The following is a 25,741-nucleotide window of genomic DNA, read 5'->3' as shown; positions in this document are numbered from 1 at the left end:
ATTATCTATTAGTATTACATTCAAAATTTTCAATATTATAACCTTTAAATTTAACCGTGTAGGCCTCATTTTTATTAAGAAAGTATTGAGTTTTCTTTATTTTATCAAATATTACTTGTTCTGTTTTTTCACTTATCAAACCTGATATAAAAGGAGTAATAATAGTATCCTTTTTTATATCTAAAACGATTTTAAATGAATCACTTTCATCAATCACATACCCATATTCATCAGGAACTACAGATAATTCATTACAACTATAATAATCTTGATAAATTTTTTTTAAAGTAAGCTCCCCTACTTCTTTTATAGTATCTTTTGTGACTTTATAAATTTTGTTTAATTTCATTTTAAATCTATAACCAGTTATTTTTAATTCTACATCTCCTCTTATAATTAAAGAATTTAAAAAGTTTACCTTATCTATGTCATATTTAACATTTAACGAATCGTTCTTGTTATCAAATCCTTTTAAATAAAGTTGTCCATAATTAATTTCTGGAAATTTCAAATACTGTATGCCCGTGCCATTTATTTTTGAATAAAGTTTAGGATTCCTTTTTTTTATAAAATCCTTGAATTCTTTTAGATTTTCAGGAGGTCTTACATTTGTTATATCATATATTCTAAGATATTTTTTTAACGAAGATTCATTTATCATTTTATACTCTTTCTTGACTTTAGAAAAACTATAAAAGTTATAAAGTAAAAAAACTACAAGTAATAAAATTGAAAAGAGTAAAAATTTAATCGCCTTTTTTCTTAGTAACTTATTCATTCTCATAAAAACATTTTTTCTTAACAAGATACTTTTAAACTCTAAGGAATCAAAATAAAAATGGCTATTCCTATAAACACAACTATTTGAAGCCATTTCAGAAAAACGCCTATTTGTTCGTTTTTCTTAATGAGATCTGAAATGGATCCAGCTAAAATGGCTATTGTTGAAAAAACAACAAAAGAAACTAAAATAAAAATCCCTCCTAAAACATAAAATTGATACACCGTAGAAATAGTATCAGAAAATAAAAATTGAGGGAAAAAGGCTAAAAAGAAGATCGTTACTTTAGGATTAAGAACATTCATCCAAAATCCTGTTTTAAATAACTCTTTGGTAGATTTATGTTGAACATTATCTGTTGAAAATGCTATTTTGGCATCACTTTTAAATACTTTATAAGCCAAATAGATTAAATATGCTGCTCCGAATAACTTTATGATAAAAAATAAATTCGGATTCGCTTTAATTACTTCTGAAACTCCAAACGCTACTAATGTTGTATGAATAATACACCCTGTCATTAGTCCAAAAACAGTTGCTAAACCATATTTTTTTCCATTTACAATACTTTGTGTTAATACAAAAATATTATCTGGTCCAGGAGATATCGCTAATGCAATGGTAGATAAAGCAAATGAAATTAAAGTTTCAATCATAAATAACTATTTACAAACAAATATAAGAGAATCTATGTTTAGAAAAAGTAGAATACAAAAAGCTAATTAACAGTAGTTAACAATAGTTAACTCAAAGAGAATAACTTAACTAGTAAGTTTGTCTCATAAAACTTTAAAACTTAAAAAAATATGAAAAATTTAATCATCGTATGTAGCCTATTTGTGTGCTCTTTAGCTTTTGCAAATAATAGTATTAGACCTTCTAAAAAGGTAAAACAAGAACTAAGAACCGAAATCATAAAACTTTTAAGTTCTGATCGACCTCAAGTGAATTCAGATTTAACTACAACTGTAGATTTTATGATTAATGATAAAAATGAAATTGTAATTGTAGATATACAATCAGATATAAAAGAAATAAAGGCTTATGTAAAGAGAAAATTAAACTACAAAACAATTAATGCTAATGATGCAAACAAAGGAAAAGTTTATCAATTGCCCATTACTTTTGTTAAACAATAATTGTTAATCAAAAAAAACTCATAACTGAATTAGTTATGAGTTTTTATTTTGTGATAAAATTGCTTTGTTTATTCTTTTTATTAATGACGGACCTTCATAAATGAATCCTGTATAGATTTGTACTAAATCTGCACCAGCTTCTATCTTTTCTAAAGCATCTTTTTCTGAATGAATACCTCCTACTCCAATTATAGGAAAAGCTTTGTTAGAATTATCTGCTAAATATTTTATTACTCGAGTACTTTTATCTTTAATTGGTTGTCCGCTTAAACCTCCATTTCCAATTTCTTTTAATCTTTCTTCCGAAGCTTTTAAACCAGTTCTATCCACAGAAGTATTAGACGCAATTACACCGTCAATTTTCGTAGTTGCAACAAGATCTATAATTTCAGTTAATTGAGTATCATTTAAATCTGGAGCAATCTTTAATAAAATTGGTTTTGGTTTTTCTTTTGATGCATTTATCTTTTGAACTTCAGTAATTAATTCTTCTAAATATTCTGCATCTTCAAGTTTCGCATGACTAGACACATTAGGACAACTTACATTTAGTACAAAATAATCTACATAAGGATGTAATTCTTCAAAACAAGTTACATAGTCTTCTGTATAATTTTCTGCCTTTGTAGCTGTATTTTTCCCAATATTTCCTCCAATAATTACTTTTCCTTTATTTTTCTTTAACTGATCAATAGCAGCTGATAAACCTTCATTATTAAATCCCATTCGATTAATAATTCCTTTATCATCTTTTAAACGAAATAATCTTTGCTTTGGATTACCTATTTGACCTTTTGGTGTAACAGTTCCAATTTCTATGAAACCAAAACCGAAGTTTGCTAATTCATTATACAAAACCGCATTTTTATCAAAACCTGCAGCTAATCCTACTGGATTTTTAAATGTTAATCCGAATAAATTTCTTTCTAATTGTTTATCGTTTACTTGATATAATCCTCTAAAAATTGAAGATACAAAAGGAATTTTCGATAGAACTTTTACTAATGAAAAAGTAAAATGATGGATCTTTTCTGGATCGAAAAGAAAGAAAATTGGACGAATGATTAATTTGTACATATTGTTATTTTGACCAGTTTTTATATTCTTTAGTTTTAGTAAACTCAGGAAAATTGATTTTAACTAACTCTTTTAAACTTTCTTTTTCTAGTTCAAATTTTTCTGTAAACACATCTAATATATGTATTGCTTTTTCATTTTCTTTACTTTCAACGTACACCGTAAGTAAACTATCTATTCCATCGAAAAAATTAGGATAATTAATCATTAATTTCTCGAAATACTCAGCTGCTTTAACAAAATCCTTTTTTAAATAATAGCAATTACCTCTGAAATAATCTAAAAATTCATCTCCACCGATAGATTTATCCAGTTTATCTAAAGTTAAAATTGCTTTGTCATACTGTTCTTTTATGATAAAACCATCCATAGATATTAAATATAAACTAGGATCATTAGGATATTCTTTTTCGTAAGATTTAATATACTTCATATATATACTATCTTCTAAATTCTTTGAGGCTAGCAGGCTGTATATCATAAAAATCTTTCTCTTTTTAGATTTGTCACTTAATGATTCATATAGCTCTATTACTTTCTTAAATTCATTTTGATCTTTGTAGATTTTAAATAATTCTATTTTTTCAAAATCTGCATTTTCACTTCTATTTAAAATTCTCCTCAATAAATTTCTATTTCTAACAGCTCCGTCATAAATAAACTTAATTGTTTCAGAAAAATATTCTCCTGATAAATAGATATAAGTATCAGAAATTTTTGGTTCTCCATTTATAAATTCTACCAAATGTTTATGGTAATTTAATCCGCTATCACCATAAAGTCTGAATAATAAAAAGTAGTTTTCGCCTTCTTTATACGACCTTAGAAAGGTATATTCCGAACCTGTACTTATTTGCTTCAACATTTCTTTTCCGAAAGTAAAAGAACTTGAAAAACCTTTATAAAAACCTAAATTGAATTTTAATAATTCTTTATCGTTTGTTTTAATAAAAAATCGATCTGTCAATAACTTTATATCATAAATTTTATCAAAATACTTATTATCTCCATTAAACAAAGTGCTGTCTATTGCATATCCTATTTCATCTAGCTTAGCTAATTTCACATCATAATTTTCCTGTGAAAACACTTGAAAGTAAATTAGTGTAAAAATTAAAAAAAATCCTTTTTTCATAACATTTGTAATATTAAAAAAGCTCCTAAAAAGGAGCTTATACATTATCTTAATTCTGCACCAACATTCTTTTCGAATGTTTGCTGTAATTTTTGCATTATTTTATCGATCTGTTTATCGTTTAATGTTTTATTCTCGTCCTGTAAGATAAAACTAACAGCATAAGACTTTTTACCTTCAGGTAAATTATCACCTTCATAAACATCAAACAAATCAACTTCTTTTAATAGCTTTCGCTCTGATTGGAAAGATAAATTATAGATTTCTTTGAATTCAACTCCGCTATCTAATAATAAAGCTAAATCTCTTTTTACTGCTGGATATTTAGGTAAGTCAGCAACTTTAACCTTCTTTTTACCAACTAAATCTAAAATTACATCCCATTTGAAATCTGCAAATAAAACTTCTTGTTTAATTGAGAACTCTTTTAAAATAGAACGTTTAACAACTCCAAAGTCTACTAATTTAGTTTTACCTAAACTTAACGATAATCCTTCAGAAAAAACTGTTGATTTAACTGGAGTAGTTTTTAATTTCGATAATCCTAATCTTTCAAAAATACTCGTAATAATTCCTTTTAAATAAAAGAAACTAGAAGCCTCTGAAGCTAATTTCCAATTGTCTTTTAATTTATTACCTGTAACGAAAAGCGTTAAGTGTTTGTCTTCTTGATATCCTGATTCGTATTTATGATACGTTTTTCCAAATTCAAAAAACTTTAAAGAATTATTCTTACGATTAATATTATAAGAAATACTTTCTAAACCACTAAATAATAACGATTGACGTAAAACTCTTAAATCGTTACTTAATGGATTTAACATTTCTACATTGAAATTATCATTTAAATCTTCTGATAATTCAATGTACTCTGCTTTTGTAAGAGAATTTGCCATAGTTTCATTGAAACCTAACGACACTAATTGTTCTGAAACAATATTTTCTACTTTAACTTGAGTATTATTATCGAAAGAAATAGATGTGTTTAATTTGTGTGAGAATTCGATATTGTTGTAACCGTAAACTCTTAAAATTTCTTCTATTATATCTGCTTCTCTCTGAACATCTACTCTATATGAAGGAATTACTAAACCTAAACCTGCTTCTGTAATACTGTTTATCTTAATTTCTAATGAAGCTAAAATATTCTTGATCGTTTCTTTAGGAATAGCTTGTCCTATCAATTTATAAACGTTCTCAAATGATAAAAATACTTCGAAATCATTTACTTTTTCTGGATAGAAATCCATGATATCTGAAGACATTTTTCCACCTGCATATTCTTCAATTAATAAAGCAGCTCTTTTTAAAGCGTACTTTGTTTGATTAATATCAATTCCTCTTTCGAATCTGAAAGAAGCATCGGTATTTAAACCATGTCTTTTCGCAGTTTTACGAACAGCAACTGGATTAAAATATGCGCTTTCTAAAAATACAGTTGTAGTGTTTTCTGTAACTCCTGATTTTAAACCTCCGAAAACTCCACCAATACATAATGGATTTTCTTCAGCGTCACAAATCATGATATCTTCAGCAGATAATTCTCTTTCTACTTCATCAAGTGTTGTAAACTTAGTTCCTTCTGGCAAAGTTTTAACAACAACCTTGTTTCCTTTTATTTTAGAAGCATCAAAAGCATGTAAAGGCTGACCTAATTCGTGTAACACATAGTTTGTAATATCTACAATGTTATTTTTAGGAACAATACCAATCGCTTTTAATCGATTTTTAATCCACTCTGGAGAATCTTTAACTTCTATATCTGTAATCGTAATACCACAATATCTTGGTACTAACTCTTTATTATCAACTTCAACATCGATTTTTAATCTTCTCTCGTCTACATGGAAATCAGAAACTGAAGGAGAAATCAACTCTAATTTGATATCGTTTTGTAATAATCCTGCTCTTAAATCTCTAGCGACACCATAATGACTCATCGCATCTGCTCTGTTTGGTGTTAATCCGATTTCAAAAACATGATCAGTTTCAATTTTAAATACTTCAGCACAAGGAGTACCAGGAACTAAAGATTCATCTAGAATCATAATACCATCGTGACTAGATCCAAGACCTAATTCATCTTCGGCACAAATCATTCCGTGACTTTCTTCTCCTCTAATTTTTCCTTTTTTAATTTTAAAGCCTTCACCTTTTTCATCGTATAACATTGTACCAATTGTAGCAACAGGTACTTTCTGACCAGCATCAACATTTGGTGCACCACATACTATTTGTACAGGTTCACCATTTCCTAAATTAACTGTAGTAACTTTTAACTTATCTGCATTTGGGTGCTTTACACAAGTAAGAACTTCACCAACAACTACTCCTTTTAAGCTTCCTTTGATACTTTCTTTAAGCTCAATCCCTTCAACTTCCAGTCCTAAATCAGTCAATAACTCCCCTATCTTTTCTGGGTTCCAGTCAAATTGTAAAAATTGTTGTAGCCAGTTATATGATATTTTCATTTTTAGTCTAGTATTTAGCCTGCAAATTTACATTTTTTCTAATGATTTTTGATGTTTATACTACCATTTTAGTTTATGTTAATAACTTCTTAAAAATTAACACTTTATTAATGTTTTGTTAACATTTCGATATGTTCTTTGTAACGATTAAACCCAACATAACTACATAATGAAAAAACATTTGGCTGTTTTAATGCTGTTAACATCGTTATCAGTATTAGGACAAATACCGTCATATTATAATGACGTAAACTTAACTTTAACAGGAACCAACCTAAAAGACGAACTTGCAACCAAAATTATTAGCACTCACAATACTTTTTTAAGTTATACTCCTGGTGTTTGGAACGCTTTAAAACAAACAGACTTAGACCCTACAGATCCGACTAAAGTAATCTTAATTTACGGTTGGAATGACTCAGACTCTGATATCACTAATGACAGAACTCGTGGAAGAGATGACAATGGTGGTGGAAGTGGTGTATGGAATAGAGAACATGTATATTCAAAATCTTTAGCTAATCCAAACTTAGGAACTTCTGGTCCGGGTGCAGATGCTCACAACTTAAGACCTTGCGACGCACAAAGAAACTCTTCTAGAAGTAATCGAAAATTTGCTTCTGGTTCTGGTACAGCTTCTTACATTACTGCACAAGGAAACTGGTATCCTGGAGATGAATGGAAAGGTGACGTAGCAAGAATGATGATGTACATGTATTTGCGTTATGGTAACCAAAGTTTACCTATAAACATAGGCGTTGGAACTACTACTCCTACAGATCCTAACATGATCAATTTATTTTTAGAATGGAATGCTGAAGATCCTGTTTCTGATTTAGAAAAACAAAGAAATCCGGTTTTAGAGATAGAGCAAGGAAACAGAAATCCATTTATCGATAATCCAGCTTTAGCAACACAAATTTGGGGTGGACCGCAAGCTGAAGATTTATTTAATACTGGTGGAGGAACCGATACACAAGCTCCTTCAAATCCTTCTGGATTAATCGCTTCAAATACAACTTCAACTACTGTAGATTTAGCTTGGACAGCTGCTACAGATAATGTTGCAGTAACTGGTTACAATATTTTTAGTGGAACTACTCAAATTGGTACAACCACAACTAGTTCATTTAATGTAACTGGATTAACAGCTGGAACTTCATATACCTTTTATGTAAAAGCTTTTGATACTGCTGGAAATGTTTCTGCTAATAGTAACGGTGTAAGTGTTACAACAACTGGTGGTTCTGGAGGATCTGGTACTACTACTGAATTAATAATTTCTGAATATGTAGAAGGTTCTTCTTTCAACAAAGCTATAGAAATTGCAAACTTTACAGGAAGCACAGTAAATCTTTCAGAATACTCATTACGTAAAACAACAAACGGAGATAATTCTTGGGGAAGCACTCTTAATTTATCTGGTCAATTAGCTAACGGAGAAGTTTATGTTGTTGCTCATGTAAACGCTTCTACAGCGATAAAAAATGAAGCTGACATAACTATTAGTGCTGGAGCAATGAACTTTAATGGAAATGACGCTGTAGCATTATTTAAAAATAGTTCTTTAATTGATCTTGTTGGAACTCCAAGTAGTAGTAGTAATTTTGGAAAAGACGTGACTTTGCAACGTAAATCATCAGTTACTTCTCCAAATACATCTTATGTAACTTCTGAATGGAATTCTTTAAGTTCTGATACAATATCAGATTTAGGTACTCATACTGTTGATGGTAGTACTACAACTCCAGACACACAAGCCCCAACAGCTCCATCTGGACTTACAGCTTCTAACACAACTCAAACTGGTGTAAATTTAGCTTGGAATGCTGCTACTGATAATACTGCTGTTACTGGATACGATGTTTACCAAGGAAGTACTAAAGTAGCTACGGTAACAACATTAAATTATTCTGTAACAAACTTAACAGCAAGCTCTTCTTATTCTTTTAGTGTAAGAGCAATAGACGCTGCTGGAAACACATCATCTTCTAGTAATGCTGTAAGTGTAACAACTTTAGACATTCCAGATACTCAAGCACCAACAACTCCTTCTTTAACAGTTTCTAATATTACTGAAACAACTGTTAGTTTAACATGGAATGCTGCTACTGATAATACTGCTGTTACTGGATATGATGTTTATCAAGGAAGCACTAAAATAGCTACAGTAACAACATTAAGTTATAACGTTGTAAACTTAACACCAGACACTACTTATTCATTTACTGTAAGAGCATTTGATGCTGCAGGAAATGTTTCTATAGCTAGTAATACAGCTAGTATTACAACATTACCAACTACTCCGGTATTAACGTATTGTAACTCTAAAGGAAACAACGTAAACTATGAATATATAGATAATGTGGTTATTGGCGGAATTTCTAATTCAACTAGTGCAAATGCTGGTTACGGTGATTTTACAAACTTAACTGGAAATTTATCTTTTGGAAGTAATACAATTGTTGTTAGTGCAGGGTTTACTAGTTCTTCTTATACTGAAAACTGGGCTGTTTGGATTGACTTGAATCAAAATGGAACATTTGAATCTTCTGAACAATTAGTAACTGGTTCTTCTTCTAGTTCTGGAAACTTATCATATTCATTTAATATTCCTACAACTGCTAAATTAGGAAATACAAGAATGCGTGTATCCATGAAATGGAATGGAGCTCCTACTGCTTGTGAAACATTTAGTTATGGTGAAGTTGAAGATTATACAGTTAATATTGGTACTTCTTCTAGAAGCTTAGATATAACATCAGTAGATATTGATGGAGAATTAGGCGACGAAGATCCTATATTCGATGCAAATGTATATCCTAATCCAGCCATTAACTTTATTAATATTTCATTGAGAGATCAACGTGATTCATCTTATAAAATCATAAATACTCTAGGACAAATAGTTAAGACAGGAACTATAGAAAGAAACATTGATGTAAGTAATCTAAATAATGGAATGTACATCATAGAAGTTAGTGATGGTCAGAAATTATTAACTAAGAAATTTATCAAAAAATAAGTTTTAATAATACATAAAAAACAAAAACTCGGATGTTAATTCATCCGAGTTTTTTTTATCACATTTTAATTGTGATAATATCTTTACATTTTATTCTTTCTATTTAAAATAAAGAAGTAATAATTTTATCAATAGTAATTCCTTCCGCTTCAGCTTTATAATTTTTTACAACCCTATGCGAAAGAATAGGAACAGCAACTGCTTGTACATCTTCTATGTCTGGTGAAAACTTACCATGAACAGCCGCGTTAGCTTTAGCTGCAAGTATCAAGTTTTGAGAAGCACGCGGACCAGCACCCCAATCAATATACTTTTTAACTAAATCAGTAGCAAAATCAGATTTTGGTCTTGTTTTTCCTACTAAAGAAACAGCATATTCTACAACATTATCTGCTACAGGAATTTTTCGAATTAACTTCTGAATTTCTACAATTTCTTGTGCATTAAATAATGCGTTTACTTTTTGATCGTTTACCGTTGTTGTATTTTTTACTACTTCTACTTCCTCTTCAAAAGTTGGATAATCTAAATTGATAGAAAACATAAAACGGTCTAATTGAGCTTCTGGCAAAGGATATGTTCCTTCTTGTTCAATTGGGTTTTGTGTTGCTAAAACAAAGAATGGTAAATCTAATTTATAATGATGACCAGCAATTGTTACAGAACGTTCTTGCATTGCCTCTAATAAAGCTGCTTGAGTTTTTGGTGGCGTTCTGTTAATCTCATCCGCAAGAATAATATTAGAGAAAATTGGTCCTTTAATAAACTTAAACTTTCTAGTTTCATCTAAAATCTCACTACCTAATATATCTGATGGCATTAAATCTGGAGTAAACTGAATTCTATTAAAGTTTAATCCTAATGCATCTGAAATCGTATTAACAAGTAAGGTTTTAGCTAATCCTGGAACACCAATTAAAAGAGAATGTCCTCCACAAAAAATAGATAATAAAGAAAAGTTTACAGCTTCTTTTTGCCCTATAATTACTTTTCCTATTTCTTGCTGTAACTGAGTATATTTAGTTACAAGATTATTCACTGCAGCTACGTCTGACATTATTTATCTTTTTTCCAATTAGACTTAAAAGTACATTTTTTATAATCTGTACCTAACTTCACATAAGTTTCAGTTATTTTATCTTTCGACCATTTCGCAATCGTCTCTTCTTTCTTTTTAGTAAGTGCTAATTGTTGAATTTTCACATAATCATCAACCAAATCGGCAGTATGAGTATTAGTTCTATTTCTCATGTATAATAATTTATACATCTTCTCTCCTGCTCTAGTTTCGTCATAAAATACTTCAGATAAATCTCCTTTTTGTAATTCGTTAATTCTACCATATAAAGCAGGATCCATACGAGTTAAATCAAAAGTTGATTCACCTGTATATTGATTGATAATTAATCCTCCACTATTTTTTGTTTCTTTATCTTCAGAAAAATCAGCTACAGCATCTTCAAAAGTAATTTTTCCTTCAGAAATATCTTTTTTAATACCGTCTAACTTTTCTTTTGCTTCTTTTAATTTATCATCAGAAATCTCTGGAGACATTACAATGTGAGATACTTCTCTACCTTGACCTCTAATTTTGTGTAGTAAGATAATGTGGTAACCAAAAATTGTTTTAAAAGGCTCAGAAATTTGTCCTTCATCTAATGAGAAAGCTACTTCTTTAAATTCTTTAATGAATTGAGTATCTTTTGTAATTACTCCTAAATTACCGCCATTTCTAGCAACAGAAGGATCACTTGAATTAATGATAGCTTTTAATCTAAAACTTGCATCATTTTCTTCAACATCCTTTTTAATTTGATTTAACTTATCAATAATTCTTTTATTCTCTTCATCAGTTGGAATTGCATTTAAAACGATTTGAGCTAATTCAACTTCAGCAGGAAACTCTGGTAATTCCTTTTTATCTTTTAAACCATTAAAATATAAACGAACTTCTTCTGGTGTTAAATCTACATCACCAGTAATTTTTTGTTGTTCTTTACCTATTAATAATTCTTCTTTTTGAACTTTTCCTAATTCTTTCTTTAAATCTTCAATATCATTGAATCCGTAAGCTTTTACAGCTTTTTCTTCATCACCATATTCTTGTACAAAGAAAGCAATACTTCTTTTTACTCTATCATCGATTTCTGCTTTAGAAACTGTTACACTATCAACAACAGCATGGTGCGCTAATAATTTACGCTCCATTAATTGCTCTAACATTTCACAGTCAGAAATTTTTACTTTTCCTTCACTTTGAGTTTCTAACTCTTTTTTAAATTTTTCAATATCTGAATCTAAAACAACGTTTTTTCCAATTACTACTGCTACACCATCAATCTTATTTTTTTGTGCTCCTGCAAAAATTGGAGCTAATCCTAAGATCATTAAAATACTAATACTCTTTAAATTCATTGTTTTTAATTGCATCATTAATCAACGTTTTTTCTATCTCTCTTACTAATTCTATTTTACGTTTGTGTAAAATAAGTTGTTTTATATTGTTTCTAATGTAGCTAATTGGAGCGATGTCATTCCTATTTAATACATTATTCACAGCGACCAAATATACTCCTAAACTATCTTCTTTTTGAATGAATTTGGATTTTTTTAACAGTTTTTCTTTCGATTCATATCGAAAAGGAGGAATTTTTAACAAAACATCATCATAGCTTACCCAAGAAGAATCTCTTAACATATAATCTTTAAAGTTAATTGTTAAGTTTTCTAGTCCTTCTAAATCTTCAATTTCGTCAGATTTAAACTTTTTAATTGCTTCTTTTTTATCTAAAAAATCTGTTCCAAAATAGATATATTTTAACTGTAATAATTCCTCATTTAATCTGAAATTATCTTTGTTATTTGTATAATATTTTTGAATAGATTGCTCTGTAACTACTGTATCAAGTTGCTGGTTGATTAACGATTCTTTATAACCGTTTATATACAGACTTTCTTTGTAGTTTTTTACTAAAGCATCAATTTGATTGTTGTTAACTTCAGAAATATTTTCTTGTGCCTTCTTTAGTAATAGTTGCTGTTTAGCCCAAGTATTAATAAAACTTTTGATTAAAACTAAACTGTCGTTTTTAGGTGTTCCTTTTGGAACAACAGATTTTACATCTGAAAGATACAGTTCTACCTCTCCTACAGAAGCTATGACTTGATCATCACTTTTATCGTCACTCCTAGAAGTAAACTCTTTAATTTTATCACATGATATCAACGATAAAAGACAAAATGTAAAAACTATTTTCTTCACCTAATTATTTCTTGTATGCTTTTTTTACTCGTTTTAAAACTCTCTTATTGACTTTTACTTTATTAGAAGATTTTAAATCTGAAATCCAACTTTCTTCTAAATATTTCTGATAGTCATTAATTACTTCTCCTCTAACTTTTTCAAGTTCTTCACTCTTATAATTCTTTTTGTTCTTATCGAAAAAAACTAGTAATCCTTCGTTTTCATTTTGAGATTTATTCCAAACTTTAAGTTTCATTAAATCAAACAATAATAAACCATCTCTATACTCTTGAAGTGTATTTTTATATTCAGGGAATCTACTACCAAGATTGTCTTTATAGTAATCTAAAATTTGTTTATCCTTAAATTTACTCCAAAGTTGATCTGTAGATAAATATCGTTTATTTCTTGAATATTTTAAGAAATCATTTAATACTATTGATTTATCCTTAATACTTAATACAGTAGCTAAAGAATCTTGTTTAGTTAAAGCTTTTCCTTCACTAACTTTTTGAATAAGATCTTTTGTTACTTTAGGTTGATACTCTTTGGTTAAATTATCGATAAGTCTTTTTGTAGATAAATTTCCTCTATTACTAGATCTTATTTTACGTTGTAACTCTTCTTTAATATCCTCAAAAGATTTTACAGGATATTTCTTTATCAACTTTACAATGTGCCATCCAAATTGAGTTTTAAATGGCTCACTTACAGCTCCTGGTTTATCTAAAGCCATAACAGCTTGTTCGAAAGGCAACACCATTCTACCCGATCCGAATCTTGGCAATTTACCTCCATTTTTTGCCGAACCTTTATCTTCTGAATACTTTTCAGCAATACCTTCAAAAGATTCACCAGCATTTATTTTCTGATATAAAGAATCAATTTTAGTTTTTCCTACAATAGAATTGTCTCTAACTAAAATATGCGCAGCTTCAAAATCTCCTGGTGATTTTCTCTTATCTGTTACTTTTAAAATATGATATCCGAATCTTGTTTCAAAAGGTTCAGAAACTTCTCCTAATTTTGTGTTGTAAGCAGCATCTTCAAATTGATATACCATTCTGAAAGCTGAAAAATATCCTAAATCTCCAGCGTTAATTTTTGCTGAAGGATCATCAGAAACTTCTCTTGCTACTTTTTCAAAAGATTCTCCATTTAAAATACGTTGTCTAGCTTTTTGAATTTTCTCTTTTAAAGCTATAGAATCTTTCTTTCCATTCTTTTTAGTGTATGCTACTAAAATATGACTAGCTCTAACTTCTTCAATCGTTCTTTGATACGCATCTTTAACCATTTTTTGTTTAAACTCTTCATCATGTAAATAAGGAGTCATTAATTGATTTTTGTATGAATTTAATTCACTACGATACGTCTTACTTGTATCTAACTTCAACTTATACGCATCAATTAACTTCAATTTATAATTGATGAATAAATCTAAATTTTTATCAATATTCTTGTCTTCTTCCTTGATCTGATCTAAGTTCTTTTCATAAACTCTTTTAAATTCAGATACGTAAATTGGTGCATCATTAATAGTTAATAATACTTCATCCTTTTGTCCGAAAACAAAAAAAGAAATAGCCAATGCTAAAATTGAGGTTAGTTTAGTTTTCATAAAGTTGTTATAAAGATATAATTCCTTCTATTTTTTCTGCTTGTTGATAATAAGAGATTACTTCGTCTACAGTTGAAACATTCAAATGTATAGAAACACTGGTAAATTTACCTGTTCTAGATTGTCTTGTAGTAATTACAGCCCCACCTTTATTAAAAATTTCTTGTACCTGTTGTACTTTTTCTTCTCCGCTTGGTACAATAAATTTATATAAATATTTGGTTGGAAATGTAGTAGTTTCTATTAGTTTTTCTCTCAAACTGGCATAAAATGCTTCTCTGTCTGACATATTTCGATTGCGTATAATTAATTATGTAACAATAAAAAGTTTTATTGTTTCGTATAAAATTGAACACAAAATTACACTATTTATTATATATAAATGTCTAATCTAGTATTTTTGCAACATGCAACAAAAAATTGTTTTTATTGGCGGACCAGGAACTGGAAAATCTTCTGTTTTAAAATATTTAAAACGAAGAGGTTACAAATGCATGCCTGAAATTTCGAGAGAAGTTACCAGAGAAGCACAAGAAAAAGGTATCGAACAACTTTTTCTTACAGATCCGCTTTTATTTAGTCGTAAACTCTTAGAAGGAAGAGAAAAACAGTTCTTAGATGCTGAAAAAAGCGATAAGAAAACTGTTTTTTTTGATAGAGGTATTCCTAGTGTTTATGCATATTTACAATATTTCAATACAGAAGCACCTGATATTTTTCTTGAGAAAAGTAAAGCGTATAAATACACGAAAGTTTTTCAGTTTTTACCTTGGAAAGCCATCTATAAATCTGACAACGAAAGATACGAGACTTTTGAACAGGCTGAAAAAATTAGCGAGTTCTTAAACAAAACATATACTGATTTAGGTTACGAAATTATAAACGTACCTTTTGATAGTGTAAAGAATAGATGTTTTTTCATTTTAGATCATATTTAATATCAATTTGAACAAACCAGTTGAAATATTAAAAAGGTACTGGGGTTTTGATTCGTTTAGAGCACAACAATTGGAAACAATTAATGCTGTTTTAAATAATCAAGATGTTATTACATTATTACCAACTGGTGGTGGTAAATCGCTTTGTTATCAAATTCCTGCATTAATTAAAGATGGAATTTGTATTGTAGTTTCTCCTTTAATCGCACTAATAAACGATCAAATTGATAGTTTAAAAGCAAAAGGAATTACTGCGTTGAATATTCCTGCTGGAAGTGATCAAGATGAAATCGTTCGGATTTTCGATAATCTTAAATATGGTAATTATAAGTTTCTTTACCTTTCTCCTGAAAGAATTCAATCTAAGTTCATTCAAGAAAAGATAAAACAGTTACCTATTTCCTTTTTTGCCATAGATGAAGCGCATTGTATTTCTGAATGGGGACAAGATTTTAGACCTTCTTACACTTTACTTTCTGTTTTAAAGGAATTAAAAGAGAATACATCTATTATTGCTTTAACGGCTACTGCAACTTCTAAAGTTATTAATGATATTGAAGTTATTCTAAAGTTAGAAAACACTACACTTTTCAAAAAATCTTTCTACAAAGAGAATTTAAGTTATACCATTTTGAAGAGTGAAGACAAATTATATCGTTTACAACAAATATTTTCTAAAACGAATTCACCTGCAATAATTTATGTAAACTCTAGAAAAAGAACTTTTGAAATCGCTAACTTTTTAAAAGCAAACGGATTTAAAGCTACTTCTTATCATGGCGGGTTAACATCTGTTGAAAAAGAAACTGCTTATAAAAGTTGGTTAAGTAACTCCACTCCTATTATCGTAGCAACAAATGCTTTCGGAATGGGAATTGACAGACCTGATGTAAATTTAGTAGTACATTATGATATTCCTAGTTCTGTTGAAAATTATGTTCAAGAAGCTGGTAGAGCTGGAAGAGATGGTAAAAAATCGTATGCGATTATGCTTACGAATACAAGTGATTTAAAACTAACTTTAAATTTATTCGAAAATGCTCAGCCTTCGTTGGCAGAAATCAAGTTAGTTCATTCTAAATTATATCAATATTTTCAAATAGCTAAAGGAGAACACATAGAAACAAGTTTCGACTTTAATATTTTAGATTTCTCAAGTATCTATAATTTAAAAGTAAGAAAGGTTTTTAATGCACTTCAGTTACTAAATAACTTTGGGATTATTGAGTTGAATCATTTTGGACAAAAAAGATCTAGTATTCAATTCTTAATCAACAGAAATGAGTTATACAATTATAAATCTAACGATAATATAAAACGTAAGTTACTCGATACACTTTTGCGAATGTATGGCGGAGTTTTTGAGCAAGAAGTTCGTATTAATGAATTTAGTATAGCTAAACATTTAGGAAGTACCTCACAAAGAGTTATAAAGCTTCTTGATGAATTAAATACTGAAGAAGTCATTAATTATCAAAAGTCTTCAAAAAATAGCAGTCTATTTTTCTTACATCCAAGAGAAGATGATTTAACTATAAATCGATTTTCAAAGAAAATACAACAAGTACTACAACACAAATACAATAAATTAAAGACACTAGTTAATTTAATTGAAAACGATACAATCTGTAGAAGTATTCAAATACTTAACTATTTTGAAGAAAAAAGCCATAAAGATTGTGGAATTTGTGATGTCTGTCTAGCAAAACAAAAAGTACAAAATATTAGCTCAGAAGTTCTAGATATTATAAAAACATATGGTGAAATTTCATCTAGAGATATCTGTAATAAATTAAACTATAAAGAAAGAGACATTTTAATACATTTGCGAAAACTGCTTGCAGAAGAAAAAATTAGAGTTTCAAATTATAACACCTATTTACTAGCATAAATGAAAGATTTAAGAATAGTTTTTATGGGAACCCCTGATTTTGCGGTAACCATTTTAAAGAATTTAGTAGAAAACAACTATAATATTGTAGGAGTTATTACTGCTCCTGATAAACCTGCTGGTAGAGGAAGAAAAATAAATGAATCTGCAGTAAAAAAATACGCAGTCTCTCAAGGACTACATATTTTACAGCCTAAAAATTTAAAAGCAGAATCTTTTGTAGAAGAATTACGCGAACTAAATGCCAACTTACAAATTGTTGTTGCCTTTAGAATGCTTCCTACAGTAGTTTGGAAAATGCCAGAACACGGAACATTCAATTTACATGCTTCTTTATTACCCGAGTATCGAGGAGCAGCACCAATTAACTGGGCAATTATTAATGGGGAAACAAAAACAGGAGTTACTACTTTCTTTATTGATGATAAAATTGATACAGGAGAGATTATTTTACAAAAGGAAGTTACTATAGCTGATGAAGAAATTGTTGGAGAATTACACGATAAATTAATGTATTTAGGTGCTGACCTAGTAAATGAGACTGTTGATTTAATAGCTTCAGGAAATGTAGTAACTACAAAACAACCTGAATTAGAAGAAAAAGCAGCTCCGAAATTATTTCCGCACAATTGTAAAATTGATTGGACAAAGTCACTTGATGAGATTTATAATCATATTCGTGGATTGAATCCTTATCCTGCTGCTTGGACCAACATAAAAAATGAAAATGATGAAGTTTCAGCTAAAATTTATGGTGTTGGAAAACAAGTAGAAGATCACAATCATAATGCTGGAACAATTTTAACTACCAAAAAAGAAATAAAAGTAGCCGTTAGAGGTGGTTATCTTTTAATAAATGAAATTAAGATTTCTGGTAAGAAAAAATTAAATGCAACTAGTTTATTAAATGGTTTTACATTTAGTACAGATGCTAAGATGCTGTAGCCCTTTATTCATAGGGGATTACAGCTTTCCTACCTATTTTTAGGTGTGGTTATTAACAAATCAAGGGTATTTATTAACAAATCCTTGGTTTTTTAAGGCTTCAACTTGCACAATACCCCATTAAATCTATATTTGTTAAGCGTTAAAGCAAAAAATTTATTAATTAATTTTAAAATCTACAAATTATGAACAAGTCTGAGTTAATCGACGCAATGGCTGCTGATGCAGGAATTTCTAAAGCTGCTGCTAAAGCTGCATTAGATTCTTTAACTAACAATGTTACTAGCGCTTTACAAAAAGGAGATAAAGTAGCTTTAGTTGGTTGGGGAACTTGGTCGGTTTCTAAAAGAGCTGCAAGAAGCGGAAGAAATCCTCAAACTGGTAAGGAAATTCAAATCGCTGCTAAGAATGTTGTTAAGTTCAAAGCAGGTGCTGGTTTAAGCGATTCAGTAAACTAAGAGATCTAAACTACACAGTATACAAAACGCTCAATTTTATATTGAGCGTTTTTTTTGTAACATTTAAAAAACTCTCTTGTCTTTAGTATAAAATAAGTAAACTATTAAATCATGAGAAAAATTACAACACTACTATTACTGTTTGTTACTTGTGCTCTTGTAGCTCAGAAAAAAATAAGTGCTAACGAAATATTAGAAAGAATTTCTAACGAAAAAGATGTTACAATAAGTAATGCTACCATTGAAGGAATTTTAGATTTAACCTACATGGATAAAGCATTACCTAATTTACCTAAGCGAAGAAAATGGTGGAACTCTGGAGGTTCTAATACAGTTGAGAAAGAAATCTTAAGTAAAATCTCTTTTGTGAACTGTATTTTTAAAGACGATGTACTTGCCTACATTCCACATGAAGACAGCGGTTATACTTTTGTTGCAAACTTTGAAGATAACGTAACATTTAAAGATTGTACTTTCGAAGGAAAATCAATGTTTAAATATTCAGACTTTGAGGGTAATACAGATTTTAGCGGATCAAAATTCTTAGAAGACACTACTTTTAAATACGCTTCTTTTGATCAACAAATTTCGTTTCAAAATACAAATTTTGATGAACCTGCAACATTTAAATATGCTAAATTCAGAAGATTTGTAAGCTTTGCAAACTCTATCTTTCAAGAAACTGCAACATTTAAATACACAGAATTTAGTGACGGAGTTTCTTTCAACAACGTAAAGTTCGAAGAAGATTTAAATATAAAATACATGGAAGTTTCTGGTGATTTTGACGTAAAAAACATGATTGTTAATTACGATATCGATTCAAAATACACGAAGATTAACGGAAGAAGTTTCAGTAGCTATTTATTCAAACAATAAATACAATAATTTCAAACATAGAAATTAAAAACAAAGAAGTTTAGCTTTCGCTAAACTTCTTTGTTTTTTTACTTCCTTCATAAAGTTCATATTTCACAAACCTACAATCTAAATCACCATTCTTAATTGGTAAACGTTTCGATGTTCGTAAGCCAACAAACTTTAAAGCATTTATATCTGAGGTTATCAACCAGGCTGTTGAATTCGGATAACCATGTTTTAATGTATCTCCTATACTTCTATAAAACTCTTCAACATTAATATTTAATCTTTCTCCGTAAGGCGGATTGAATAGAATTGTTGTTTTACCAAAAACCTCTTTTTTAGAATTAAAGAAATTCACATGATGAACACCAATAAACTCTTCTAAATTAGCATTTATAATATTTTGTTTTGCTTTTTTAACTGCTGATGGCGCTTTATCAAATCCCATAATTTTAAAATGAGCATTTCTGATCTTTTTCAATAAAGAATCTTGAATGATAAAATAAAGATCCTCATCATAATCTTTCCAATTTTCAAAAGCAAAATGCTTACGATTTATATTCGCAGGAATATTATTGGCAATCATAGCTGCTTCAATAAGTAACGTACCAGAACCACACATAGGATCAATAAAATTCTCTTCACCTTTATAACCAGAAAGTAAAATTAATCCGGCAGCTAAAACTTCATTTATTGGAGCAATATTTGTTGCACTTCTATATCCTCTTTTGTGTAAAGAATCTCCAGAACTATCTAAAGAAATAGTTAACCATTCTTTATGAATATGTACATGGACTTTTACATCCGGATATTTTAAATCAACATTTGGTCTTTTGTTATACTTATGCACAAAATAATCTGCAATAGCATCTTTAGATTTTAAAGCGATATAATGAGAGTTAGAAGTAAAGTTTTTAGAATACACAACTGCATCAATAGCGAAAGTTCCATCAACATCCAATAAACGTTCCCATTTTACACGTTGAATAGCTTCATAAAGATCTTCTTCATCAAAGATTTTACTCCTTTTAATCGGTTTTAATATTCGTATAGCGGTTCTTAAAGCGATATTAGCTTTGTATAAAAAACCTTTATCTCCTCTAAAATATACACTTCTAATTCCTTCTTTTACTTCTCTTGCCCCTAACTTTCTCAACTCATCTGCTAAAACTCCCTCTAAACCAGAGATTGTTGTAGCAACCATTTTAAAATCTTTGTCCATCTACTATAACTTAGATTGCAAAAATACATTTTAATTATTGTGTTTTTACGTATTAATTGCGGAAAGAAAATGTAAGTTTTCATTACTTTTGCGTCCATATTACTTATGGAAACAAAAGATTGGTTTAGTTCGTGGTTTAATACACCATACTATCATACATTATACAAGCACAGAAATGATGCAGATGCGCAATTATTTATGAAGAATATTACAGCGCATTTACAACTTCCTAAATCTGCTCATATTGCTGATTTACCTTGTGGAAAAGGTCGTCACTCAATTTATTTAAACTCTTTAGGATATAAAGTAACTGGTGGTGATTTAAGTGAAAACAGTATTGAACATGCTAAACAATTTGAAAACGAAACGTTAAGTTTTGAAGTTTGGGATATGCGTAAAACTCTTGAAAATAAGTATGATGCTATTTTCAACTTGTTTACTAGTTTCGGATATTTTGATGATGATAATGAAGATCTTCAAGTATTAAAAGCCATGAAAAGTGGTTTAAAAGATGACGCTGTATTAGTTCTAGATTTTTTAAATGTTATAAAAACAGAAAGAGAATTAGTAAAAGAGGAAATTAAAACTATAGACAACATAGAGTTTCATATAAAAAGAGAGATTAAAGACGGATTCATTCTAAAGCATATTAACTTTTTTGCTGACAATAAAGCACATTCTTACACTGAAAAAGTTAAATTCTTGAGTATTGACAAAATGAAAGACTATTTTTCAGCTATTGGGTTAGAAATAATTGATATTTTTGGCGATTACAATTTAAACTCTTTTGAGGAACAACAATCAAATCGATTAATTTTAGTAGCTAAATGAATTACCTAATTTTAATAGGTGCAGTTTTATTAGGAGGTGTTTTTGTATTATACAAAAAGCCTAACAAGTTATACACTAGACTACTTTTAGCTTTTAGTGGTGCTTACTTATTATCTGTAACTGTATTACATTTACTTCCTGAAGTATATTCACATAACGAAGACGAACACAGATTCCATACATTAGGTATTTTAATTTTAATTGGAATTCTAATTCAATCTATTCTAGAATCATTCTCTAAAGGAGCTGAACATGGTCATGTTCATTTGCATTCTAATTCAAATACTTTTCCTTGGTTATTATTTACCAGTTTATCATTACATGCATTTACGGAAGGTTTACCAATACATAGCGCAAACGATAATTTATTATGGGCAATAGTTGTACATAAAATTCCGATTGCTATAATTTTAACCACATTCTTTTTACATTCTGAATTCTCTAAAGTAAAAACTTTCCTATTTCTATTCATGTTTAGTTTAATGAGTCCATTAGGTTATTATTTAGGAGAAACGAATAACTGGATTCAGCAATATCATCAAGAGATTACAGCTTTAATTATAGGAGTTTTCTTACATATTTCTACAATCATACTTTTTGAAAGCTCTGAGAATCACAAATTCAATTTACAGAAGTTTAGCGCTATCTTATTAGGCATTTTATTGACTATATTCACCTTACATTAAAATATCTACCTATATTTAAGGAGTAGAATATACCTATTTATAGGTATTATTTTTAATGTCACTTTTTTTCATCTTTGGAATAGAAATCATAAATCAGCTAATAATGTCAAAATTAAATTTAAAGGGGAACATCAATATTAATGATTCTGAAAGTTATCAATTTCTATATGCTAGTCAGTGTTATCAAACACTATATTCTGTTTATGGAAAGTTTAATGGAGCAGAAAGAATTCAAGAAAAAGGAGACGATTTTCTAAATATAAAAGTTTTAGATCTTTACTTAGTAAATTATCAAGGAACTATAAATATCGGATTTCATGATGGTGGTTTTAGGAGTGAATTAAAAATGAGAAAAAATCCTACCAATCAAACTATAGAGCCATTAATTCCTTTAGAGTTAGATGAAAAAGAAAAAGAAATAGATAAGCATAGTATTCATGATATCATACATTTTCCTAGTGATGAAACTCCTTTTTTTGAGTTAAGAGGATTATGTGGTTGCAATAGAAAAAGGTATAGAAATTTAAAAATATGCCTAAATAAAAATAAAGAACTTAATCTTTTCAGAAATATAAAAAGGTTAAACGAAGGTAATCGTAGTAACACTTTTAATAATAATATGGTTTTTGATAATGAATATTTTTCTAGAGATGGAATAGATACCAATCCTTTACAAAGAGTATCTAGAAGAGGAGTTGGAGCAACTAAAATGATCACAGATGAATATGGAAATAAATTAATTAGCGGAAATTGTATTGAAACAATTTTAAATATTATACCATAAATTGAGATTAATAATTATCTTTTTTTTCTTTTTAATTTCTCATCAAACTTACAGTCAAAGTTTTGATGAGAAATTTCTCTTTAATAAATCTATAGAAAAACTAGTAGATTTAGATTTCAACTTTGTTAAGAATAATACTTCTAAACATCGAGATAAACCACTATTAAAAAACATTTATTATTTAAATGATATAATTGAAAACTCTGGATATTCTAAATCGTTTCAATTTTACAATAATAACATTGACACAATTTCAAAAGACAAAAGAAATAAATGTTTAATCAACTTAATTAAAGGTTATAACGAATTATATTATAATATTGATAATCCTAGCTCTTTTCAATATTTTTTTCAAGCATATACTTTATCTAAAGAAACTCGAAATACTTCTTTAATTCAATTATCGCTATTTGCAATTTTAAAATTGTATGGAGAAGGTATTATTCAAAATAATAATAAATATAAGACGTACTTAAAAGAATTTAACTCATTAGCAAATACTACAAATTTAAAAATATTAAGCCTGGCTTATGAAGAAAAACTTCTAGCTTTAAGTCAATTATATGGTGATGAAACACCTACAAGAGTTAAAGAAATTTGTAACCAACTTGAACTTTTAATTAGTAAAACAGGAAACAAGAAGATTATAACTATAGCAAACTATACATTAGTTAACTGCTACATAAAACTGAAACGAATAGATCAGGTAAAAAAAATAATTTCAGGAATTATTAAAAACAATAACAAGTCTTTATTCTATAAACCTTTTGTTTTTAATTCATTCATAAAGTTATCATTCATAAATTATTTACAGCAAGACATAAATAAATCTTTTATTTATTTAGACTCTGCAAAAAAACATAAAAATCAAATCAATTCTTTAAAACCAGATTTTATAATTAATTCATATTTATCTGAATATTATTCGAGTAATAAAAAAGATTCTGCTTACTATTATTTAAAAAAAGCTAATCAACTTCAATACAAACTTAATTTTCTTAAAAGCAATGAAATAATCACTTTTTCTGAAGTTCAAAATCAAACAAAAGAAACAGAAAAAAAATTTTTAAAAGAACAACAAGAAAATCAGTTAAATCAAAGTCTATTGTTTGCTACACTTATATTTCTTCTTTTAGGTATTGTTATTGTGTTTTTAATTCTAAAAAATTCAAAAAGAAAAAGATTATTAGCAGAACAACAAAAAGAATTAGAAAAACAAAAAAATCTGACTTTATTAAAAGAACAAGAAATTAATACCATTAATGCAATGGTAACAGGACAAGAAAAAGAACGTATTCGTATCGCTGAAGATTTACATGACAATATTGGTAGTGTTTTAGCAACCTTAAAACTTCATTTTGAAAACTTAAAACTCAATCGAGAAAAAAAACATTTTAATCAAGATGAATTATACGAAAGAACAGAAAAACTGATTGATGAAACCTATTTAAAAGTGAGAAGTATTGCTCATGCTAAAAATGCAGGTGTAATTGCAAACCAAGGATTATTAGTTGCTGTTAAAATTATGGCTGAAAAAATATCTGCAGCCAATCAGCTAAAAATAGAAATTATTGACTTTGGTTTAGAACAACGGTTGGATACCAATACAGAAATTACTTTATTTAGAATAATTCAAGAGCTAACAACAAATATTATTAAGCACGCAGAAGCCTCTGAAGCAACCATAAATATTTCTCAATTTAATGATGCTTTAAATATTATTATTGAAGACAATGGAAAAGGTTTTGATTCTAATAAAATTAAAGTAACAACAGGAATGGGCTTACACTCTATTCAAAAAAGAATTGAACATTTAGGAGGTACTTTTCAAATTGACTCATCATTTAAAAGCGGAACTTCAATTATAATGAATATCCCCACATAATTACCTAACTATAAGTAAAGAAACACTCTTGAGGTTTCCTATATTTGGGTGAAAACAAATCTTAAAATATGACAACAGTTATTATTGCCGAAGATCATCAAATGTTAATAGATGGTGTAAAATCTTTCTTCGAATATGATGAGGATATAAATATTATTGGCAGTGTTAATAATGGTAAAGATCTTATAAAACTTGTTGAATTAAAACAACCCAAACTTGTAATTACTGATATTAGAATGCCTAAAATGGATGGTATTGAAGCTACTAAAATTATTAAATCAAATTTCTCACATATAAAGGTTTTAGCTTTAACAATGTTCGATCAACCCGATGCGATTAAACAAATGCTAGATGCTGGTGCATCTGGTTATTTATTAAAAAATTCGGGAATAAAAATGTTATCAAAAGCGATAAAAGTTATAGCAGAAGGAAATACTTTTTTTGATCCTAATGTAGCATTCAACTTCATGAATGATTATATCGATAAAAATGTAACTATTGGAAAATCAGATCAAATTGTATTATCAAATAGAGAAAAAGAAATATTACAACTTATTGCAAATGGTAAAACATCAAAACAAATTGCTGAAGAATTATTTATTGCCAAAACTACTGTAGATACACATCGAAAAAATATGATTAGAAAATTGAATTTAAATAACGGTAACGAACTAGTAAAATACGCTATCGATAAGAAATACAAATTCTAACAGCTTCCCTCCTTCAACACGACCTAAGTTTTAA

General features: G+C 28.7%; 23 protein-coding genes. 12 read left to right on the top strand and 11 right to left on the bottom strand.

Going from position 1 to position 25,741, the window contains the following annotated elements; genetic code table 11:
• Window position 1: 1 nt before the first annotated feature.
• Window positions 2–778: a hypothetical protein gene (locus Q1A15_RS06355; protein WP_299620561.1), complete on the bottom strand. Its 777-nt coding sequence runs from the start codon at window positions 776–778 to the stop codon at window positions 2–4.
• A 41-nt stretch (window positions 779–819) separates the two neighbouring features.
• Window positions 820–1,437, bottom strand: a complete 618-nt coding sequence (locus Q1A15_RS06350; protein ID WP_299620558.1) for a LysE family translocator — start codon at window positions 1,435–1,437, stop codon at window positions 820–822.
• Window positions 1,438–1,587: 150 nt separating this feature from the next.
• On the opposite strand from Q1A15_RS06350, the gene Q1A15_RS06345 reads away from it, so the two are divergent.
• Window positions 1,588–1,920, top strand: coding sequence for a hypothetical protein (locus Q1A15_RS06345; protein ID WP_299620555.1), 333 nt, complete (start codon window positions 1,588–1,590; stop codon window positions 1,918–1,920).
• 33 nt (window positions 1,921–1,953) lie between these two features.
• On the opposite strand, the gene Q1A15_RS06340 is transcribed toward Q1A15_RS06345, so the two are convergent.
• Genes Q1A15_RS06340 through pheT form a run of 3 tightly spaced genes read right to left on the bottom strand, consistent with a single transcriptional unit; the run spans window position 1,954 to window position 6,603 of the window.
• The gene (locus Q1A15_RS06340) at window positions 1,954–2,997 is read right to left on the bottom strand and encodes a quinone-dependent dihydroorotate dehydrogenase (RefSeq protein ID WP_299620552.1); all 1,044 of its coding nucleotides are present in this window, start codon (window positions 2,995–2,997) and stop codon (window positions 1,954–1,956) included.
• 4 nt (window positions 2,998–3,001) lie between these two features.
• Window positions 3,002–4,132 carry a hypothetical protein gene (locus Q1A15_RS06335; protein WP_299620549.1) on the bottom strand — a complete coding sequence of 377 codons (1,131 nt, stop codon included), beginning with the start codon at window positions 4,130–4,132 and terminating at the stop codon, window positions 3,002–3,004.
• 44 nt (window positions 4,133–4,176) lie between these two features.
• Window positions 4,177–6,603, bottom strand: coding sequence for a phenylalanine--tRNA ligase subunit beta (pheT, locus tag Q1A15_RS06330; RefSeq protein ID WP_299620545.1), 2,427 nt, complete (start codon window positions 6,601–6,603; stop codon window positions 4,177–4,179).
• A 169-nt stretch (window positions 6,604–6,772) separates the two neighbouring features.
• Between pheT and Q1A15_RS06325 the strand changes: the two genes are divergently transcribed.
• Window positions 6,773–9,628, top strand: a complete 2,856-nt coding sequence (locus tag Q1A15_RS06325; protein ID WP_299620542.1) for an endonuclease — start codon at window positions 6,773–6,775, stop codon at window positions 9,626–9,628.
• Between the two features lie 103 nt (window positions 9,629–9,731).
• On the opposite strand, the gene Q1A15_RS06320 is transcribed toward Q1A15_RS06325, so the two are convergent.
• Genes Q1A15_RS06320 through Q1A15_RS06300 form a run of 5 tightly spaced genes read right to left on the bottom strand, consistent with a single transcriptional unit; the run spans window position 9,732 to window position 14,782 of the window.
• Window positions 9,732–10,685, bottom strand: a complete 954-nt coding sequence (locus tag Q1A15_RS06320) for a MoxR family ATPase (RefSeq protein ID WP_299620539.1) — start codon at window positions 10,683–10,685, stop codon at window positions 9,732–9,734.
• Window positions 10,685–12,061, bottom strand: coding sequence for a peptidylprolyl isomerase (locus Q1A15_RS06315; protein ID WP_299620536.1), 1,377 nt, complete (start codon window positions 12,059–12,061; stop codon window positions 10,685–10,687). Before Q1A15_RS06315 ends, Q1A15_RS06320 begins: the two co-directional genes overlap by 1 nt.
• Window positions 12,024–12,890: a hypothetical protein gene (locus Q1A15_RS06310; protein WP_299620533.1), complete on the bottom strand. Its 867-nt coding sequence runs from the start codon at window positions 12,888–12,890 to the stop codon at window positions 12,024–12,026. The genes Q1A15_RS06315 and Q1A15_RS06310 overlap by 38 nt, the downstream gene beginning before the upstream one ends.
• Before the next feature lie 4 nt (window positions 12,891–12,894).
• A complete protein-coding gene (locus Q1A15_RS06305) occupies window positions 12,895–14,493 on the bottom strand; it encodes a peptidylprolyl isomerase (RefSeq protein ID WP_299620531.1) in 1,599 nt (532 codons plus the stop codon).
• Between the two features lie 7 nt (window positions 14,494–14,500).
• The gene (locus Q1A15_RS06300) at window positions 14,501–14,782 is read right to left on the bottom strand and encodes a DUF493 family protein (protein ID WP_299620528.1); all 282 of its coding nucleotides are present in this window, start codon (window positions 14,780–14,782) and stop codon (window positions 14,501–14,503) included.
• A gap of 118 nt (window positions 14,783–14,900) precedes the next feature.
• Between Q1A15_RS06300 and Q1A15_RS06295 the strand changes: the two genes are divergently transcribed.
• From Q1A15_RS06295 to Q1A15_RS06275, 5 genes are all read left to right on the top strand, one after another.
• The gene (locus Q1A15_RS06295) at window positions 14,901–15,431 is read left to right on the top strand and encodes an ATP-binding protein (protein ID WP_299620525.1); all 531 of its coding nucleotides are present in this window, start codon (window positions 14,901–14,903) and stop codon (window positions 15,429–15,431) included.
• 7 nt (window positions 15,432–15,438) lie between these two features.
• Window positions 15,439–17,322 (top strand): RecQ family ATP-dependent DNA helicase, encoded by a 1,884-nt coding sequence (locus Q1A15_RS06290; protein ID WP_299620522.1) that lies wholly within the window; start codon window positions 15,439–15,441, stop codon window positions 17,320–17,322.
• A complete protein-coding gene (fmt, locus tag Q1A15_RS06285) occupies window positions 17,323–18,267 on the top strand; it encodes a methionyl-tRNA formyltransferase (protein WP_299620519.1) in 945 nt (314 codons plus the stop codon).
• A gap of 185 nt (window positions 18,268–18,452) precedes the next feature.
• Window positions 18,453–18,725, top strand: coding sequence for an HU family DNA-binding protein (locus Q1A15_RS06280; RefSeq protein ID WP_299620516.1), 273 nt, complete (start codon window positions 18,453–18,455; stop codon window positions 18,723–18,725).
• 111 nt (window positions 18,726–18,836) lie between these two features.
• The gene (locus Q1A15_RS06275) at window positions 18,837–19,604 is read left to right on the top strand and encodes a pentapeptide repeat-containing protein (protein WP_299620513.1); all 768 of its coding nucleotides are present in this window, start codon (window positions 18,837–18,839) and stop codon (window positions 19,602–19,604) included.
• Window positions 19,605–19,644: 40 nt separating this feature from the next.
• Here the strand turns inward: Q1A15_RS06275 and Q1A15_RS06270 are convergent, their stop codons facing one another.
• Entirely contained in the window at window positions 19,645–20,811 is a 1,167-nt protein-coding gene (locus tag Q1A15_RS06270) for a THUMP domain-containing protein (protein WP_299620510.1), read from the bottom strand.
• 105 nt (window positions 20,812–20,916) lie between these two features.
• On the opposite strand from Q1A15_RS06270, the gene Q1A15_RS06265 reads away from it, so the two are divergent.
• The 5 genes from Q1A15_RS06265 (at window position 20,917) to Q1A15_RS06245 (ending at window position 25,707) form a co-directional block, all read left to right on the top strand.
• Window positions 20,917–21,642: a class I SAM-dependent methyltransferase gene (locus tag Q1A15_RS06265; protein ID WP_299620506.1), complete on the top strand. Its 726-nt coding sequence runs from the start codon at window positions 20,917–20,919 to the stop codon at window positions 21,640–21,642.
• Entirely contained in the window at window positions 21,639–22,328 is a 690-nt protein-coding gene (locus Q1A15_RS06260; RefSeq protein ID WP_299620504.1) for a ZIP family metal transporter, read from the top strand. Before Q1A15_RS06265 ends, Q1A15_RS06260 begins: the two co-directional genes overlap by 4 nt.
• A 103-nt stretch (window positions 22,329–22,431) precedes the next feature.
• Window positions 22,432–23,112, top strand: coding sequence for a hypothetical protein (locus Q1A15_RS06255; protein WP_299620501.1), 681 nt, complete (start codon window positions 22,432–22,434; stop codon window positions 23,110–23,112).
• Window position 23,113: 1 nt separating this feature from the next.
• On the top strand, window positions 23,114–24,997 hold the full coding sequence (locus Q1A15_RS06250; RefSeq protein ID WP_299620498.1) for a sensor histidine kinase: 1,884 nt from the start codon (window positions 23,114–23,116) through the stop codon (window positions 24,995–24,997).
• 68 nt (window positions 24,998–25,065) lie between these two features.
• Window positions 25,066–25,707, top strand: coding sequence for a response regulator transcription factor (locus Q1A15_RS06245; RefSeq protein WP_299620495.1), 642 nt, complete (start codon window positions 25,066–25,068; stop codon window positions 25,705–25,707).
• The last annotated feature ends 34 nt before the right edge of the window (window positions 25,708–25,741 follow it).

It is taken from the genome of uncultured Tenacibaculum sp., assembly GCF_947495995.1.
In the GTDB taxonomy this organism is placed as follows: domain Bacteria; phylum Bacteroidota; class Bacteroidia; order Flavobacteriales; family Flavobacteriaceae; genus Polaribacter.
The sequence above is the reverse complement of the archived record's forward strand: the minus strand, read 5'-3'. Positions and strand labels throughout refer to the sequence as shown.

What these genes read in the sequence shown, in the direction of transcription:
- Q1A15_RS06355 (WP_299620561.1), bottom strand. Translation starts at nt 778, where the DNA reads ATGAATAAGTTACTAAGAAAAAAGGCGATTAAATTTTTACTCTTTTCA.
- Q1A15_RS06350 (WP_299620558.1), bottom strand. Translation starts at nt 1,437, where the DNA reads ATGATTGAAACTTTAATTTCATTTGCTTTATCTACCATTGCATTAGCG.
- Q1A15_RS06345 (WP_299620555.1), top strand. Translation starts at nt 1,588, where the DNA reads ATGAAAAATTTAATCATCGTATGTAGCCTATTTGTGTGCTCTTTAGCT.
- Q1A15_RS06340 (WP_299620552.1), bottom strand. Translation starts at nt 2,997, where the DNA reads ATGTACAAATTAATCATTCGTCCAATTTTCTTTCTTTTCGATCCAGAA.
- Q1A15_RS06335 (WP_299620549.1), bottom strand. Translation starts at nt 4,132, where the DNA reads ATGAAAAAAGGATTTTTTTTAATTTTTACACTAATTTACTTTCAAGTG.
- pheT (WP_299620545.1), bottom strand. Translation starts at nt 6,603, where the DNA reads ATGAAAATATCATATAACTGGCTACAACAATTTTTACAATTTGACTGG.
- Q1A15_RS06325 (WP_299620542.1), top strand. Translation starts at nt 6,773, where the DNA reads ATGAAAAAACATTTGGCTGTTTTAATGCTGTTAACATCGTTATCAGTA.
- Q1A15_RS06320 (WP_299620539.1), bottom strand. Translation starts at nt 10,685, where the DNA reads ATGTCAGACGTAGCTGCAGTGAATAATCTTGTAACTAAATATACTCAG.
- Q1A15_RS06315 (WP_299620536.1), bottom strand. Translation starts at nt 12,061, where the DNA reads ATGATGCAATTAAAAACAATGAATTTAAAGAGTATTAGTATTTTAATG.
- Q1A15_RS06305 (WP_299620531.1), bottom strand. Translation starts at nt 14,493, where the DNA reads ATGAAAACTAAACTAACCTCAATTTTAGCATTGGCTATTTCTTTTTTT.
- Q1A15_RS06300 (WP_299620528.1), bottom strand. Translation starts at nt 14,782, where the DNA reads ATGTCAGACAGAGAAGCATTTTATGCCAGTTTGAGAGAAAAACTAATA.
- Q1A15_RS06295 (WP_299620525.1), top strand. Translation starts at nt 14,901, where the DNA reads ATGCAACAAAAAATTGTTTTTATTGGCGGACCAGGAACTGGAAAATCT.
- fmt (WP_299620519.1), top strand. Translation starts at nt 17,323, where the DNA reads ATGAAAGATTTAAGAATAGTTTTTATGGGAACCCCTGATTTTGCGGTA.
- Q1A15_RS06280 (WP_299620516.1), top strand. Translation starts at nt 18,453, where the DNA reads ATGAACAAGTCTGAGTTAATCGACGCAATGGCTGCTGATGCAGGAATT.
- Q1A15_RS06275 (WP_299620513.1), top strand. Translation starts at nt 18,837, where the DNA reads ATGAGAAAAATTACAACACTACTATTACTGTTTGTTACTTGTGCTCTT.
- Q1A15_RS06270 (WP_299620510.1), bottom strand. Translation starts at nt 20,811, where the DNA reads ATGGACAAAGATTTTAAAATGGTTGCTACAACAATCTCTGGTTTAGAG.
- Q1A15_RS06265 (WP_299620506.1), top strand. Translation starts at nt 20,917, where the DNA reads ATGGAAACAAAAGATTGGTTTAGTTCGTGGTTTAATACACCATACTAT.
- Q1A15_RS06260 (WP_299620504.1), top strand. Translation starts at nt 21,639, where the DNA reads ATGAATTACCTAATTTTAATAGGTGCAGTTTTATTAGGAGGTGTTTTT.
- Q1A15_RS06255 (WP_299620501.1), top strand. Translation starts at nt 22,432, where the DNA reads ATGTCAAAATTAAATTTAAAGGGGAACATCAATATTAATGATTCTGAA.
- Q1A15_RS06245 (WP_299620495.1), top strand. Translation starts at nt 25,066, where the DNA reads ATGACAACAGTTATTATTGCCGAAGATCATCAAATGTTAATAGATGGT.